Annotated in this window: 6 protein-coding genes; all 6 read left to right on the top strand. The window is 46.9% G+C overall.

Annotated elements, in window-relative coordinates; translation table 11 throughout:
- Positions 1-199: 199 nt before the first annotated feature.
- Positions 200-1,645, top strand: coding sequence for a GntP family permease (locus tag ACWJJS_RS10285; RefSeq protein WP_454023541.1), 1,446 nt, complete (start codon positions 200-202; stop codon positions 1,643-1,645).
- A gap of 24 nt (positions 1,646-1,669) precedes the next feature.
- Positions 1,670-2,371 carry a CoA transferase subunit A gene (locus ACWJJS_RS10280; RefSeq protein WP_003153920.1) on the top strand — a complete coding sequence of 234 codons (702 nt, stop codon included), beginning with the start codon at positions 1,670-1,672 and terminating at the stop codon, positions 2,369-2,371.
- Positions 2,372-2,388: 17 nt separating this feature from the next.
- Positions 2,389-3,051: a CoA transferase subunit B gene (locus ACWJJS_RS10275; protein WP_007410136.1), complete on the top strand. Its 663-nt coding sequence runs from the start codon at positions 2,389-2,391 to the stop codon at positions 3,049-3,051.
- 12 nt (positions 3,052-3,063) lie between these two features.
- Positions 3,064-3,849 carry a 3-hydroxybutyrate dehydrogenase gene (locus tag ACWJJS_RS10270; protein ID WP_070081905.1) on the top strand — a complete coding sequence of 262 codons (786 nt, stop codon included), beginning with the start codon at positions 3,064-3,066 and terminating at the stop codon, positions 3,847-3,849.
- Between the two features lie 557 nt (positions 3,850-4,406).
- Positions 4,407-5,609, top strand: a complete 1,203-nt coding sequence (gene bamD / locus ACWJJS_RS10265; protein ID WP_454023540.1) for a bacillomycin D biosynthesis malonyl-CoA transacylase BamD — start codon at positions 4,407-4,409, stop codon at positions 5,607-5,609.
- A gap of 19 nt (positions 5,610-5,628) precedes the next feature.
- The gene (bamA, locus tag ACWJJS_RS10260) at positions 5,629-17,577 is read left to right on the top strand and encodes a bacillomycin D hybrid PKS/NRPS BamA (protein ID WP_454023539.1); all 11,949 of its coding nucleotides are present in this window, start codon (positions 5,629-5,631) and stop codon (positions 17,575-17,577) included.
- The last annotated feature ends 23 nt before the right edge of the window (positions 17,578-17,600 follow it).

The following is a 17,600-nucleotide window of genomic DNA, read 5'->3' as shown; positions in this document are numbered from 1 at the left end:
CACTATCCTAAAAAAAACTCGCTGCTCAGCCATTCAATATCATGCAGCAAGAATCTCCTTTTTTTTCGCCAAAACGGAAAATTCACCGTGATGCACATTTTTTCAGCCTCAGAAACTGTGCAAAACCGGCATGTTTTTTGCTTTATTTTCTCGATTTTTGTAAGCGCTTACTAATATTGAGCAGAAAAGAGGGGGATTTGTGGACATTGTTATTATTTTATTGGCATTAGGCATGCTGATGTTTGCGGCATACCGGGGCTTTTCAGTCATTTTATTCGCCCCGATTTGTGCGCTGTTTGCCGTGCTTCTTACAGATCCAAGCTTCGTACTTCCTTTCTTCTCGAATATATTTATGGAGAAGATGGTAGGATTTATTAAGCTGTATTTTCCCGTATTTCTTTTAGGGGCCGTTTTTGGCAAGGTTGTTGAAATATCCGGGCTCGCCGAGTCGATTGCAAAAACAATCGTCAGGCTTGTGGGAGCAAAAAGAGCCATTCTCGCCATCGTCTTAATGGGTGCGATTTTAACGTACAGCGGCGTCAGTCTCTTCGTAGCGGTGTTTGCCATTTATCCGTTTGCTAAAAACCTATTTATTAAAGCTGATATTCCCAAGCGTCTGATACCCGGTACGATTGCATTGGGCGCCTTTACATTTACAATGGATGCGCTTCCCGGCACACCGCAAATTCAAAATGTCATTCCGACAGCTTTTTTTAAAACAAACATTTATGCCGCTCCCTGGCTCGGACTGATTGGTGCAGCATTTGTGCTTACGGCCGGAATGATTTATTTAGAATCCCGGCGCAAAAAAGCGGCCAATGCCGGAGAAGGCTATGCTGGATTTCAATCTGAAGTTTCCGCTGCAGAGGAATCCTCAGGTCTGACTAATGAAAAACATACGCCTGTTTTACCGCAGGAGGCAGAACCCAGCCCCGCGCGGCAAGTGCTCGCCTTTGTTCCGCTTATCCTTGTGGGGGTCATGAACAAATGCTTCACGATGTGGCTCCCGCATTGGTACCCTGACGGATTTGATTTTGCGCAGCTCGGTTTAGAAGCGTTCGGGAAGATTGACCTTTCCTCCGTCACTGCGATCTGGTCAGTAGAACTCGCACTGTTCATCGGAATCATGACAACGATTTTGTTCGATTGGAAAAAAGTCCTCTTCAATTTGAAAGAAGGACTGAATGAGGGCATCGGGGGCGCCTTGCTGGCGTCGATGAATACAGGAGCCGAATACGGATTTGGCGGCATCATTGCGGCGCTTCCCGGCTTTAAAATGGTCAGCAGCGGCATATCGCAGACGTTTACTGATCCGCTCGTCAACGGAGCGGTGACGACCACTGCGCTTGCCGGGATTACAGGATCGGCATCAGGAGGAATGGGCATCGCTTTAAGCACGATGTCAGCAGCGTATACAGAAGCAATCAATACATTCCACATCCCGCCGGAGGTCATGCACCGGGTGATTTCGATGGCCTCCGGCGGGATGGACACTCTTCCGCATAATGGCGCCGTCATTACGCTGCTCGCGGTCACCGGGTTGACCCACCGCCAATCCTACAAGGATATCTTTGCCATTACCGTCATTAAAACAGCCGCTGTGTTTGTCATCATCGCCATTTACAGTCTGACGGGCCTTGTGTAGCCAAAACAGAAAGGGGAAACGAATATGGGAAAAGGAAAAGTGATGGACTCTTATAAAGATGCTGCTGCACTGATCAAGGACGGAGACACCCTCATCGCAGGAGGCTTCGGCCTGTGCGGCATTCCGGAACAATTAATTCTCGCGATCAGGGACAGCGGCGTGAAAAACTTGACCGTTGTCAGTAATAACTGCGGTGTTGATGATTGGGGGTTAGGCCTCTTGCTTGCAAACCGGCAGATCAAAAAAATGGTCGCATCCTATGTCGGAGAAAACAAAACCTTTGAACGGCAGTTTTTAAGCGGAGAGCTGGAAGTCGAATTGGTGCCCCAAGGAACGCTCGCAGAAAGAATTCGCGCGGGAGGGGCGGGCATTCCGGCGTTTTATACACCTGCGGGCGTCGGAACATCAGTAGCCGAGGGAAAAGAACATAAGACATTTGACGGACGCACCTATCTTCTGGAGAAAGGGATTACAGGGAACGCCGCCATCGTAAAGGCCTGGAAAGCCGATCCTCTGGGCAACCTGATGTTCAGAAAGACGGCGAGAAATTTCAATCCGCTCGCTGCAATGGCAGGCAAAGTGACGATTGCAGAGGCTGAAGAAATCGTCGATGCCGGAGAGCTTGATCCCGATCAAATTCATACGCCGGGTATTTTTGTGCAGCACGTGCTGCTTGGCGGGATTCATGAAAAACGGATTGAACGCCGCACCGTCCGGCAAGCATGATAAAGGAGGCTGACAGAATGAGAGATAGCAGAAAACGAATGATCAAACGGGCTGTAAAGGAAATAAAGGACGGAATGAATGTGAACTTGGGGATAGGGATGCCGACGCTTGTAGCCAATGAGATACCGAATGATTATAACGTCCTGCTTCAGTCTGAAAACGGCTTGCTCGGGATCGGGCCTTATCCGGCGGAAGGAACGGAGGACCCCGATCTGATCAATGCGGGAAAAGAAACCATTACCGAGGTAAAGGGAGCCTCGTATTTTGACAGTGCCGAATCCTTTGCCATGATTCGCGGCGGCCACATTGATGTAGCGATTCTCGGCGGGATGGAAGTGTCCGAACGGGGAGATTTGGCGAACTGGATGATCCCCGGAAAAATGATCAAAGGAATGGGCGGCGCCATGGACCTGGTGCACGGAGCAAAACGGATTATTGTCATTATGGAGCATGTTAATAAATATGGGGAATCTAAAGTGAGAACGGAATGTACGCTGCCTTTAACCGGCAGGCAGGTGGTCGATCGGCTGATCACAGATTTGGCTGTATTCGATTTTCATGATGGCCGTATGACGCTCACCGAACTGCAGGAAGGTGTAACAATGGAGGAGGTCTTTGAGAAAACAGAAGGTCATTTTACTGTCAGCCAGTCGTTAAAAAACGGGGTCAGACCAAAATGAGGAGGTGCCGCCATGGATTCATTGCTTATTGAAAAAACAGCCGTTGTAACAGGAGCAGCCGGAGGAATCGGGCTTGAAATTGCAAGAGAATTCGCCCGTGAAGGAGCAGCCGTCATCATCTCTGATGTAAACGAACAAGCGGGGAAAGAAGCGGCGGCAGGACTTAAAGATGAAGGCTGTGAAGCAGTCAGCATCACATGCGATGTAACAAATGAAAAGCAAGTGGCCGACATGCTGCAGACGGTCGAGAAACAATTCGGACGTCTCGATATCCTTGTGAATAATGCGGGCATTCAGCATGTCGCGCCCATCGAGGAATTTCCCACCGAACAGTTTGAACGGCTCATTCGTGTCATGCTGACTGCGCCATTTATCGCAATGAAGCATGCATTCCCCATTATGAAAAAACAGCAATTCGGTCGAATCATTAATATGGCGTCTGTCAACGGGCTGATCGGTTTTCACGGGAAAGCGGCATATAACAGCGCCAAGCACGGCGTCATCGGTTTAACGAAAGTCGGTGCACTTGAAGGCGCGGCTGACGGCATTACCGTCAATGCGCTTTGTCCGGGATATGTGGACACTCAGCTTGTCCGCAATCAGTTAAAGGACATTTCCGCAACAAGGAATGTACCGTACGAGCGGGTGCTTGAGGACGTCATCTTTCCGCTCGTTCCCCAAAAACGGCTGCTGTCAGTGAAGGAAATCGCTGATTACGCCGTATTTTTGGCCAGCGACAAAGCAAAAGGGGTCACAGGTCAGGCCGTAGTCATGGACGGCGGGTATACCGCTCAATAGTTCTTGTACTATTTAAAAAACAGCCGCTCTGAACGGCTGTTTTTTTATGCCTGAAAACCTTGTTCACTCAATAGGCCGATTTACTGCGTCAATCGGTATCCGGGCTGGGTCATTCACATGTTCTGCGGCGTATTTTGTCCTTGCAGATTTTCCTCACCAGATCCATCTCTTGCACCGCATTTATAATCAAACGCCATCAGTTTACAATCCTTCACAGATATACAAATGAATTTTTACAATAAACAGAAAATATGTAATTTCTGACACAATAATGCCAATAGCCCTAAAACATATGAAACATGAAGAGCTCGTCCTAAGTGAAGAAGAGCCGGTAACAGGCTCCACTCCGGCTTTTCATCATCTCTCTTTAAGACTGATTTTCGGTGAAACCCCCATGTTTTATTTTATGAATAAATATATCTAATTCGTTTGTAAAATCGAACAATAACTCCTCCGAAAGTATTCTATACACATTTGTTATAATCATGCTAGGATGTTAGATAAAGGGATAATTTGTAGGATATTGTATTTCTGTTCAATATGATCGGAGGAATCTCATGAACAATCTTGCCTTTTTATTTTCTGGACAAGGGTCTCAATTTGTAGGAATGGGCAAACAATTTTGGAATGATTTTGTGCTCGCAAAGAGATTGTTTGAAGAAGCGAGCGATGCGATCTCCTTGGATGTAAAAAAACTGTGTTTTAACGGAGATATGAATGAATTGACAAAGACAATGAACGCGCAGCCCGCTATTTTAACGGTCAGTGTTATTGCTTTTCAAGTGTATATGCAGGAAATAGGGGTGAAGCCCCGCTTCCTGGCAGGTCATAGCTTAGGCGAATATTCAGCGCTTGTCTGTGCCGGCGCCCTTTCTTTTCAGGATGCCGTTACACTTGTAAGGCAGCGGGGAATTCTTATGCAAAATGCGGATCCTCAGCAGCAGGGGACGATGGCCGCCGTGACTCACCTCTCTCTTCAAACGTTGCAGGAAATATGTTCGAAAGTGTCGACGGAAGACTTTCCGGCAGGAGTAGCCTGCATGAATTCAGAACAGCAGCATGTGATTTCCGGACACCGGCAAGCTGTGGAACGTGTCATCAAGATGGCGGAGGAAAAGGGAGCGGCATACACTTATTTGAATGTCAGTGCGCCTTTTCACAGTCCGATGATACGATCAGCATCTGAACAATTCCAGACTGTATTACACCGGTATTCCTTCCGGGATGCCGCATGGCCGATCATTTCAAATGTCACCGCACGCCCTTACAGCAGCGGAAATTCGATCAGCGAACATCTCGAGCAGCACATGACGATGCCGGTAAGATGGACGGAATCGATGCATTACTTGCTTTTACACGGAGTCACAGAAGTCATCGAAATGGGTCCGAACAATGTTTTAGCCGGTCTGCTGAGAAAAACAACGAATCACATTGTACCTTATCCCTTAGGACAGACATCTGATGTTCACTTGCTTTCCAATTCAGCAGAAAGAAAGAAACATATTGTCCGTTTACGCAAAAAACAACTGAATAAATTGATGATTCAATCCGTCATTGCGCGAAATTACAACAAGGATTCAGCGGCTTATTCCAATATGACGACGGCATTATTTACGCAAATCCAAGAGCTGAAAGAGAGAATGGAAAGACATGAAAATGAGCTCTCAGAACAAGAGCTCGAACATTCGATCCATTTATGCAAATTAATTTGCGAGGCTAAACAGCTTCCGGATTGGGAAGAATTGCGGATTTTAAAATAAAGCGCCCAGGAGGGGACCTATGTATACCAGTCAATTCCAAACCTTAGTAGATGTCATTCGGGAAAGAAGCAATATCTCTGACCGCGGGATCCGTTTTATCGAATCCGATAAAAACGAGACGGTTGTCTCTTATCGCCAATTGTTTGAAGAGGCGCAAGGGTATCTTGGCTATTTACAGCATATCGGCATTCAGCCGAAGCAGGAAATCGTATTTCAAATCCAAGAAAACAAATCATTTGTCGTTGCTTTTTGGGCTTGTATATTAGGAGGAATGATCCCGGTGCCGGTCAGTATCGGAGAAGATGATGACCATAAGCTGAAGGTCTGGCGCATTTGGAACATATTAAATCACCCGTTTCTGATTGCCTCTGAAAAAGTATTGGACAAAATAAAGAAATACGCTGCAGAACACGATTTACAGGATTTCCATCATCAATTAAACGAAAAATCTGACATCATTCAAGATCAAACCTACGATTACCCCGCTTCGTTTTATGAACCTGATGCGGATGAACTCGCCTTTATCCAATTTTCTTCAGGATCGACAGGAGATCCAAAAGGAGTCATGTTAACGCATCACAACTTAATACATAACACGTGCGCCATTGGGAATGCCCTAGCCGTTCATTCGAAAGACTCTTTCTTATCATGGATGCCTTTAACGCATGATATGGGGCTCATCGCCTGCCACCTTGTTCCCTTCATAACCGGAATCAATCAAAATCTAATGCCTACAGAATTATTTATTCGCAGACCTATTCTTTGGATGAAAAAAGCTCATGAACATAAAGCCAGTATTCTATCCTCTCCAAATTTCGGGTACAACTACTTCCTTAAATTTCTGAAAAACGAACCAGACTGGGATTTATCCCACATCAAGGTCATCGCAAACGGTGCAGAACCGATATTGCCGGAGCTATGTGACGAATTTTTGAAAAGATGCGCAGCATTCAATCTGAAAAGATCCGCCATTTTGAATGTTTACGGTTTAGCGGAAGCTTCGGTCGGCGCAGCATTCTCTAAATTAGGTAAAGAATTCGTTCCCGTTTATTTGCATCGTGACTATTTAAATCTTGGTGAAAGAGCTGTAAAAGTAAGCAAAGAGGATCAAAATTGCGCTTCATTCGTCGAAGTGGGACAACCTATTGACTATTGTCAGCTTCGGATCTCCGATGGAGCAAATGAAAGAGTAGAAGACGGAATCATCGGCCATATCCAGATCAAAGGAGACAATGTGACACAAGGGTATTATAACAACCCCGAGAGTACGGAAAAAGCGCTGACTTCTGACGGCTGGGTAAAAACGGGGGACCTCGGATTCATTAGTGAAAGTGGTAACTTAGTCGTAACCGGAAGAGAAAAGGACATTATTTTCGTGAACGGAAAAAATATCTACCCGCACGATATTGAACGGGTCGCGATTGAAATGGAAGAGGTTGACTTAGGAAGAGTTGCCGCCTGCGGTGTATATGATCAAAAGACACAAAGCGGAGAAATCGTGCTCTTTGTTGTTTACAAAAAATCACCTGAAAAATTCGCACCGCTTGTCAAAGAGATAAAAAAGCATTTGCTCAAGCGGGGCGGCTGGAGCATAAAAGAAGTCCTTCCGATCCGAAAACTCCCTAAAACAACCAGCGGAAAGGTTAAACGCTACGAACTTGCCAGACAGTATGAGGCAGGGAATTTTTCAACAGAGTCTGCCGCTATCAATGAATGTTTGGAGAGCAGCCCGGAAACATCCGGACAGACTCCCATTCATGAAATTGAAACGGAATTACTGTCTATCTTTTCCGATGTGCTCAATGGGAAAAAGGTTCACCTCGCTGACAGTTATTTTGATATGGGAGCAAATTCATTACAGTTATCGCAGATTGCCGAGCGCATAGAACAGAAATTCGGACGCGAGCTTGCTGTTTCAGATCTCTTTACGTATCCTTCTATCACTGATTTAGCGGCATATCTGTCTGAAAGCCGGGCTGAAATCAAGCAGGACGCGGCAGAAAAACCAAGCCATGTGACACCGAAAGATATCGCCATTATCGGGATGTCGCTCAATGTCCCTGGAGCATCAACGAAAAGTGATTTTTGGAATCTGCTTGAAAAAGGTGAGCACAGCATTCGAGAATACCCTGCATCCCGGCTGAAAGATGCGGCGGATTATTTAAAGTCCATCCAAAGCGAAATCAATGAGAATCAGTTTGTGAAGGGCGGCTATTTAGATGAAATCGACCGCTTTGATTACTCGTTTTTCGGTTTAGCTCCTAAAACGGCTCAGTTTATGGACCCTAACCAAAGACTGTTTTTGCAGTCTGTATGGCATGCGATTGAAGATGCGGGCTATGCCGGCGGCAGCATGAACGGGAGCCGTGTCGGGGTATATGCAGGGTACTCGAAGGTGGGCTACGATTATGAACGTCTCCTTTCTGCGAATTATCCGGAGGAGCTTCATCAATATATCGTGGGCAATCTCCCTTCCGTGTTAGCCAGCCGAATCGCTTATTTCCTAAATTTAAAAGGGCCGGCGGTCACAGTGGATACGGCATGCTCCTCATCGCTTGCCGCGGTTCATATGGCATGTAAATCTTTAATATCCGGCGATTGTGAAATGGCTCTTGCCGGCGGTATCCGGACATCGCTCTTGCCGATCTGTATCGGACTTGATATGGAATCTTCGGACGGGTACACGAAAACGTTCAGCAAAGATTCAGACGGTACTGGCACAGGTGAAGGCGCGGCCGCAGTCCTGCTAAAACCTCTGCAGGATGCTGTTCGCGACGGAGACCATATTTACGGCGTAATCAAGGGAAGCGCGCTGAATCAAGACGGAACAACCGCCGGGATTACAGCACCGAATCCGGCAGCTCAGACTGAGGTCATTGAGACGGCTTGGAAAGACGCGGGCATTGCTCCTGAAACACTGTCTTTCATCGAAGCGCATGGCACCGGAACGAAGCTCGGCGATCCGGTTGAATTTAACGGGCTTTGTAAAGCGTTTGAAAAGTATACGGCAAAAAAACAATTTTGTGCGATTGGTTCTGTTAAATCGAACATCGGTCATTTGTTTGAAGCGGCAGGCATCGTCGGGCTGATCAAATCTGTCCTCATGCTGAATCACAAGAAAAATCCGCCGTTAGTGCACTTTAATGAACCTAATCCGCTCATTCATTTTCACTCTTCACCATTTTACGTAAACCAGGAAGCTGCAGCGTTCACATCCGGTGATGAGCCGCTGCGAGGCGGAGTCAGCTCATTTGGCTTTAGCGGAACGAACGCTCATGTGGTATTGGAAGAATATATTTCTCAAAGTGAGTATGCGCCCGAGGATGAACATGGGCCGCACCTATTTGTTTTATCCGCTCATACTGAAAAATCACTCTATGAACTCGCACAGCAGTACCGGCAATATGTATCGGATGACAGCCAAGCTTCATTAAAGTCCATTTGCTATACAGCCAGTACGGGCAGGGCTCATTTGGATCATGGCATTGCCATGATTGTATCCGGTAAACAAGAACTATCGGATAAGCTGACCCGCCTGATTCAGGGAGACAGAAACCTTCCCGGTGTATACATCGGCTACAAGAATATGAAGGAAATGCTGCCTGCTCATAAAGAAGAGCTGAATCAACAAGCAGCCGCACTGATTAAGCAGCGTTTACGTACGCAAGATGAACGGATCATATGGCTGCATCGCGCCGCCGAATTATTTGTGCAAGGAGCCGTTATCGATTGGCGCGCGCTTTATTCCGGTGAAACTGTACAAAAGACGCCATTGCCCCTGTATCCGTTTGAACGGAGCCGATGCTGGGCTGAAGCTGACCAATTGCGCTTAAACGAGGACGAAAAGAGAGGAGAAGCGGCATTGAATATCAATCAATCGAAGTCGCACATTGAATCCTTCCTGAAAACTGTAATCAGCAATGCTTCGGGGATCAGAGCGGAGGAACTCGATCTGAATGCTCATTTTATCGGGCTCGGAATGGATTCTATCATGCTGTCACAGGTCAAAAAAGCCATCGCGGACGAATTTGGGGCAGACATCCCGATGGATCGTTTTTTTGATACGATGAACAACCTTCAAAGTGTCATAGATTACTTGGCTGAGACCGTTCCATCGTCCTTTGCATCCGCTCCGCCTCAAGAGAATGTTCCGGCGCAGGAAATGCAGGTCATTTCAGAAGCACAGTCTGAATCGGATCGCAGAGAAGGTCATCAAGAGCATATGCTCGAAAAAATAATCGCTTCTCAGAATCAATTAATTCAGGATACCTTGCAAGCTCAATTAAATAGCTTTAATTTGTTGAGAAACAGCGGACATCATTCCGATGAGAAAGAATACGCTAAAGCGCAAGAGAAATCAATTCCTTCTGTCAAGCAGGGGCCTCCGGCCGTCACTGCAGAAAAGAAAGCGGCTCAAGAAGCGAAACCCTATGTTCCTTTCCAGCCTCAGAACCTGCATGAACAGGGACACTATACCGCACGGCAAAAACAATACTTAGAAGATTTCATCAAGAAATACGCAGATAAAACGAAAGGTTCCAAACAATATACGGACAACACCCGATTTGCTCATGCAAACAATCGCAACTTGTCCAGCTTCCGTTCGTATTGGAAGGAAATCGTATACCCGATTATCGCCGAACGTTCTGACGGTTCTAAAATGTGGGATATTGACGGAAATGAATATATCGATATCACCATGGGATTCGGGGTTAACCTTTTCGGGCATCATCCTTCCTTTATTACACAGGTTATCGATGATTCAGCCCGTTCATCATTGCCTCCGCTCGGCCCGATGTCAGATGTCGCCGGTGAAGTTGCCGACCGGATCCGCACATGTACCGGGGTGGAAAGGGTCGCTTTCTATAATTCCGGAACAGAGGCCGTCATGGTTGCCCTGCGTTTGGCGCGGGCGGCAACAGGAAGAAAGAAAGTCGTGGCGTTCTCGGGATCTTATCACGGCACGTTTGACGGCGTATTAGGGGTTGCCGGCACAAAAGGCGGAGCTGCGTCTGCGAATCCGCTGGCTCCGGGTATACTGCAAAGCTTTATGGATGATTTGATTATTTTACATTACAACAATCCCGATTCGCTGGACGTGATCCGCAGTCTTGGTGATGAATTGGCAGCCGTACTGGTGGAACCGGTACAAAGCCGCAGACCGGATTTGCAGCCGCGGGCATTTTTGAAAGAATTGCGGGCGATCACGCAGCAATCCGGAACAGCTCTGATTATGGATGAAATTATTACCGGATTTCGGATCGGTCTCGGCGGCGCACAGGAATGGTTCGGCATTCAGGCTGATTTAGTGACCTACGGAAAAATCATCGGCGGCGGACAGCCGTTAGGGGTAGTTGCCGGAAAAGCTGAGTTCATGAATGCGATCGACGGGGGTACCTGGCAGTATGGGGACGATTCCTACCCGCAAGACGAGGCGAAACGCACGTTTGTGGCCGGCACCTTCAATACTCACCCGCTTACCATGAGGATGTCATTAGCCGTCCTTCGCCATTTACAAACCGAGGGAGAACATCTGTATGAGCAGCTTAATCAAAAAACAGCCTACTTGGTCGATGAGCTGAATCGCTGCTTCGAACAAGCGCAAGTGCCTATCCGCATGGTTCGATTCGGTTCTTTATTCCGGTTTGTCTCATCGCTTGATAATGACTTGTTCTTTTACCATCTCAACTATAAAGGTGTCTATGTGTGGGAAGGACGTAACTGCTTCTTGTCCGTCGCGCATACCGCAGATGATATCGAAAATATTATTCAAGCGGTGAAAGACACGGTGGAGGATCTTCGCCGAGGCGGATTTATTCCGGAAGGCCCGGACTCCCCTGATGGCGGAGGCCGTAAAAAGTCCGGGACGCGCGAGCTTTCACCTGAACAAAAGCAGTTGGTTATGGCATCCCATTACGGGAATGAAGCTTCCGCCGCTTTAAACCAGTCCATTATGCTGAAAGTGGAGGGCGAACTGCAGCATACGCCATTAAAACAAGCCGTCCGGCATATCGTTGACCGTCATGAAGCTTTACGTACAGTGATTCATCCCGATGACGAGGTACAGCAAGTGCAGGAACGGATGAATATAGAAATACCAGTCATTGATTTTACCGGTCACCCGCATGAACATCGGGAGTCGGAAATTCAAAAATGGCTGACAGAAGATGCCAAGCGGCCGTTTCATTTCCATGAACAAAAGCCTTTGTTTAGAATCCATGTGCTTACTGCGGCTCACAATGAACATCTGATTGTGCTCACGTTCCATCATATCATTGCCGATGGATGGTCAATCGCCGTTTTTGTTCAAGAACTGGAGAGCAACTACGCGGCAATTGTACAAGGAAAGCCGATTTCACCGAAAGAGGCAGATGTTTCGTTTCACCAATACTTAGACTGGCAGCAGGCACAGATTGACAGCGGCCATTATGAAGAAGGGGTCCGGTATTGGCGGCGTCATTTCTCTGAACCGATACAGCAGCCAATTCTGCCGAGCGCAGGTTCTGTCCGTTATCCGAAGGGGTATGAGGGAGACCGGTGTACCGTCAGGCTTGGACGGCCATTGAGCGAGGCTTTAAGGTCATTAAGCATTCAGATGAAAAATAGCGTATTTGTGACGATGCTGGGTGCATTTCATCTTTTTCTGCACCGGCTTACCAAACAGTCAGGCCTTGTGATCGGGATCCCCGCTGCAGGTCAATCGCATATGAAACAGCATGATCTGGTTGGAAATTGCGTCAATATGATTCCGGTGAAGAACACGTCTTCTTCAGAAAGCACTTTATCCGGTTATCTTGGCAGTATGAAAGAAAGCGTGAATCTTGCAATGCGGCACCAAGCCGTCCCGATGACACTGGTGGCCAGAGAGCTTCCGCACGATCAAGTGCCGGATATGCGTATTATCTTTAATTTAGACAGGCCTTTTCGAAAGCTGCATTTCGGAAAGGCGGAAGCGGAGCCCGTTGCATACCCGGTAAAATGCACCCTGTACGATTTATTTCTTAACATAACAGACGCGCATCAAGAATATGTTCTTGATTTCGACTTTAATACGAACGTCATCAGTCCGGAAATCATGAAAAAGTGGGGAGCGGGTTTTACAAAATTGCTGCAAAAAATGGTTGAGGGAGATTCAATCCCTCTTGACGCCATGATGCTGTTTTCCGATGAAGAACAGTATGATTTACAAGCACTTTATGCCGAACACCAGAAGCGGGTCTCTTCAATAGGAAGCAATACAGCAAATTTCACTGAAGCCTATGAGGCGCCGGTAAATGAAACGGAGCGGCAGCTGGCGCGGATTTGGGAGGAACTTTTCGGCCTTGAACGGGTCGGCAGATCAGATCGCTTCCTGGCTCTGGGAGGAAACTCACTCCAGGCGACGCTTATGCTTTCCAAAGTTCAGAAGACATTTCATCAAAAGGTTTCCATCGGACAATTTTTCAATCACCAGACTGTTAAAGAATTAGCACATTTCATTCAGAACGAAACAAAAGTCGTGCACTTCCCGATGAAGGCTGCCGAGAAAAAAGCGTATTACCCGACATCGCCGGCGCAGCAAAGAGTATATTTCCTGCACCAGCTGGAACCGGATCAGCTGGCGCAAAATATGTTCGGCCAAATATCAATAACAGGGAAGTACGATGAGCAAGCCCTGATCTCATCTCTTCAACAAGTGATGCAGCGGCACGAAGCGTTTCGCACGTATTTCGACATTATAGATGGCGATATCGTTCAGAAACTTGAAAACGAAGTTGATTTTAACGTTCATGTCCGGACAATGAGCCGGGACGAATTTGATGCCTATTCAGACCGGTTTGTAAAACCGTTCCGCCTGGACCAAGCTCCGTTAGTTCGTGCGGAGCTGATCAAGATTGAAAACGAGCAGGCCGAACTGCTCATCGATATGCATCATATCATTTCGGACGGTTATTCCGTCAACATCCTTACAAATGAATTGCTGGCTTTATATCATCAGAAACCACTACCGGACATTGAATTTGAATATAAAGATTTCGCAGAATGGCAAAACCAACGGCTGAATGAGGATGCCATGAAGCGGCAGGAGACATATTGGCTGGAACAATTTCAAGACGAAATTCCCATCCTTGACCTGCCGACAGATGGCTCAAAAGCGGCAGAACGGTCTTCTGAGGGACAGCGTGTGACATGCTCCTTACAGTCGGATGTCATCCGTTCGCTTCAAGATTTGGCGCAAAAGGCGGAAACCACTCTCTATACGGTGCTTCTGGCCGCCTATAATGTGCTGCTTCATAAATATACGGGACAAGAAGACATTGTCGTTGGCACGCCTGCTTCAGGAAGAAATCATCCGGATATCGAAAAGATCATCGGTATTTTCATACAAACCATTGGAATCCGGACGAAGCCGCACGCCAATAGAACGTTTACGGATTATCTGGAAGAAGTAAAGCGGCAGACGCTTGATGCTTTCGAAAACCAAGACTATCCATTCGACCGGCTTGTGGAGAAATTAAATGTGCAGCGGGAAACAACCGGACAGTCTATGTTTAACACGATGTTTGTGTTTCAAAACATTGAATTTCATGAAATCCGGCACAATGAATGTACATTTAAAGTGAAAGAACGAAATCCAGGGGTCTCTTTGTATGATTTGATGCTCACGATCGAAGATGCCGGTCAACAGATAGAGATGCATTTTGATTATAAACCGGGACGATTCACAAAAGACACCATTGAACAGATCACCAAACACTATACCGGCATTTTAAACAGTCTTGTTGAGCAGCCGGAGATGACATTGTCTTCCGTTCCTATGCTGTCTGAAACCGAACGGCATCAACTGCTGACGGAGTGTAATGGCACAAAGACGCCGTATCCGCATAACGAAACAGTAACCCGATGGTTTGAAATGCAAGCGGAACAGAGTCCCGATCATGAAGCCGTTATTTTTGGCAATGAGCGGTATACGTACAGACAGCTCAATGAACGGGCGAACCGATTGGCGCGGACGTTACGGACAAAAGGCGTACAAGCGGATCAATTCGTTGCCATCATCTGCCCGCATCGGGTCGAACTGATTGTCGGAATTTTGGCTGTTCTGAAAGCCGGCGGCGCATACGTGCCCATTGATCCTGAATATCCGGAAGATCGGATCCAATATATGCTGAGAGATTCAAGGGCGGAGGTTGTGTTGACACAGCGCAGCCTGCTGGATCAATTACCGTATGATGGTGACGTTGTGCTTTTGGATGAGGAAAACTCATACCATGAGGATCACTCGAATCTTGAATCGGACAGCGATGCGCATGATTTGGCCTACATGATCTATACGTCAGGTTCCACGGGAAATCCAAAAGGTGTACTCATTGAGCATCAGGGACTGGCTGATTATATTTGGTGGGCGAAAGAGGTTTATGTAAGAGGTGAGAAAACCAACTTCCCATTATACTCTTCCATCTCTTTCGATCTGACTGTGACCTCGATATTTACACCGCTGGTTACGGGAAATACCATCATTGTCTTTGACGGCGAAGATAAAAGCGCTGTGCTTTCTGAGATTATGCGGGACTCAAGAATAGACATGATCAAATTGACCCCGGCACATCTGCACGTCATCAAGGAGATGAATATCGCTGGCGGCACCGCAATACGGAAAATGATTGTCGGCGGAGAAAATTTAAGCACCCGTCTGGCCAAAAGTGTCAGCGAGCAGTTTAAAGGCCGGCTGGACATTTTCAATGAATACGGACCGACGGAAGCTGTCGTCGGATGTATGATTTATCACTTCGACGCAGAACGGGACAAGCGGGAATTTGTACCGATCGGCACTCCGGCTGCCAACACGGATATTTATGTGGCCGATGCAAGCAGAAACCTGGTTCCGATCGGGGTAATCGGCGAAATATATATCAGCGGACCGGGTGTTGCCAGAGGGTATTGGAACCGTCCGGATTTAACGGCAGAGAAATTTGTTGAAAACCCGTATGTCCCGGGAGCGAAGATGTACAAATCAGGGGATTTGGCTAAGCGGTTGAAGGACGGAAATCTTGTATATATCGGGCGCGTTGATGAACAAGTCAAAATCAGGGGATACCGAATCGAGCTTGGTGAAATTGAAGCAGCAATGCATAACGCGGAAGCGGTGCAAAAAGCCGCAGTTACGGTGAAAGAAGAAGAAGACGGCTTAAAACAATTATGCGCGTATTACGTAAGCGACAAGCCTATAGCGGCTGCGCAGCTTAGGGAACAATTGTCATCGGAGCTTCCAGACTACATGGTTCCGTCCTATTTTGTCCATCTGGAGCATATGCCGTTAACGTCCAACGGGAAAATAAACCGCAAGGCACTGCCAGCACCAGAAGCGAGTCTTCAGCTGACAGCTGAATATGTTCCGCCGGGTAATGAGACGGAATCCAAACTGACAGATTTATGGAAGGAAGTGCTCGGAATAAGCCATGCGGGGATCAAACATAATTTCTTTGATCTCGGAGGCAACTCCATTCGAGCGGCTGCCTTAGCCGCCAGAATTCACAAAGAGCTGGATGTGAATCTGTCTCTCAAAGACATATTCAAGTTTCCTACCATTGAACAATTGGCTGACAAGGCGTTACACATGGACAAAAATCGATATGTACCGATTCCGGCTGCAAAGGAAATGCCATATTATCCGGTTTCTTCAGCTCAGAGGCGGATGTATTTGTTAAGTCACACAGAAGGCGGCGAGCTGACTTACAATATGACGGGTGCCATGAATGTGGAAGGGACGATCGATCCCGAACGGTTAAACGCCGCTTTCCGAAAATTAATCGCGCGTCATGAAGCGTTGCGGACCAGCTTTGATTTATATGAAGGCGAGCCGGCACAGCGTATTCATCAGAACGTCGACTTTACGATAGAACGGATTCAAGCAAGCGAAGAAGAAGCGGAAGACCGTGTGCTTGATTTCATCAAAGCGTTTGACTTAGCCAAACCGCCGCTGATGCGGGCCGGACTGATTGAAATTGAACCTGCGCGGCACGTGCTTGTGGTTGATATGCATCATATCATTTCTGACGGCGTGTCCGTCAATATTCTGATGAAAGATTTAACCCGAATCTACGAGGGGGACGAACCGGACCCGCTCTCTATTCAATATAAAGACTTTGCAGTTTGGCAGCAATCGGACATTCAGAAACGGAACATCAAGAGCCAGGAAACGTATTGGCTGGATCAGTTTCACGGTGATATTCCTGTACTGGATATGCCTGCGGATTATGAGAGACCTGCCATACGCGATTACGAAGGCGAATCATTTGAATTTCTTATACCAGAACACTTGAAACAGCGTTTAAGCCAAATGGAAGAAGACACAGGAGCAACACTGTATATGATTTTATTGGCAGCCTATACGATTCTTTTATCCAAATACAGCGGACAAGAAGATATTATCGTAGGAACGCCATCTGCCGGGCGGACTCATTTGGATGTAGAGCCGGTCGTGGGAATGTTCGTCAATACGTTAGTCATTCGCAATCACCCGGCGGGCCGTAAAACATTTGATGCCTACTTAAACGAAGTAAAAGAAAACATGCTGAACGCCTATAAAAATCAAGACTATCCGTTGGAAGAATTAATTCAGCATCTGCATCTTCCAAAAGATTCAAGCCGCAATCCTTTATTCGATACGATGTTTGTGCTGCAAAATCTCGATCATGCCGAATTGACTTTCGATTCTCTTCAACTCAAGCCGTATCCATTTCATCATCCGGTTGCGAAATTCGATTTGACCTTGTCGATTCAGGCGGACCAAGACAACTATCACGGACTGTTTGAATATTCGAAAAAACTGTTTAAGAAAAGCAGAATCGAGGTTTTATCAAACGACTACTTACACATCCTATCGGCGATTTTGGAACAGCCAAGCATTCTAATCGAACATATCGGATTGAGCGGCAGCAATGAGGAAGAAGAGAACGCGCTTGATTCTATTCAATTGAACTTTTAGGGAAAAGCATCATTTCTTTAAAT

This window comes from Bacillus sp. JK106, from assembly GCF_053663355.1.
The sequence above is the reverse complement of the archived record's forward strand: the minus strand, read 5'-3'. Positions and strand labels throughout refer to the sequence as shown.

Coding starts and splice junctions, on each gene's coding strand:
- ACWJJS_RS10280 (WP_003153920.1), top strand. CDS start 1,670: ATGGGAAAAGGAAAAGTGATGGACTCTTATAAAGATGCTGCTGCACTG.
- ACWJJS_RS10275 (WP_007410136.1), top strand. CDS start 2,389: ATGAGAGATAGCAGAAAACGAATGATCAAACGGGCTGTAAAGGAAATA.
- ACWJJS_RS10270 (WP_070081905.1), top strand. CDS start 3,064: ATGGATTCATTGCTTATTGAAAAAACAGCCGTTGTAACAGGAGCAGCC.
- bamD (WP_454023540.1), top strand. CDS start 4,407: ATGAACAATCTTGCCTTTTTATTTTCTGGACAAGGGTCTCAATTTGTA.
- bamA (WP_454023539.1), top strand. CDS start 5,629: ATGTATACCAGTCAATTCCAAACCTTAGTAGATGTCATTCGGGAAAGA.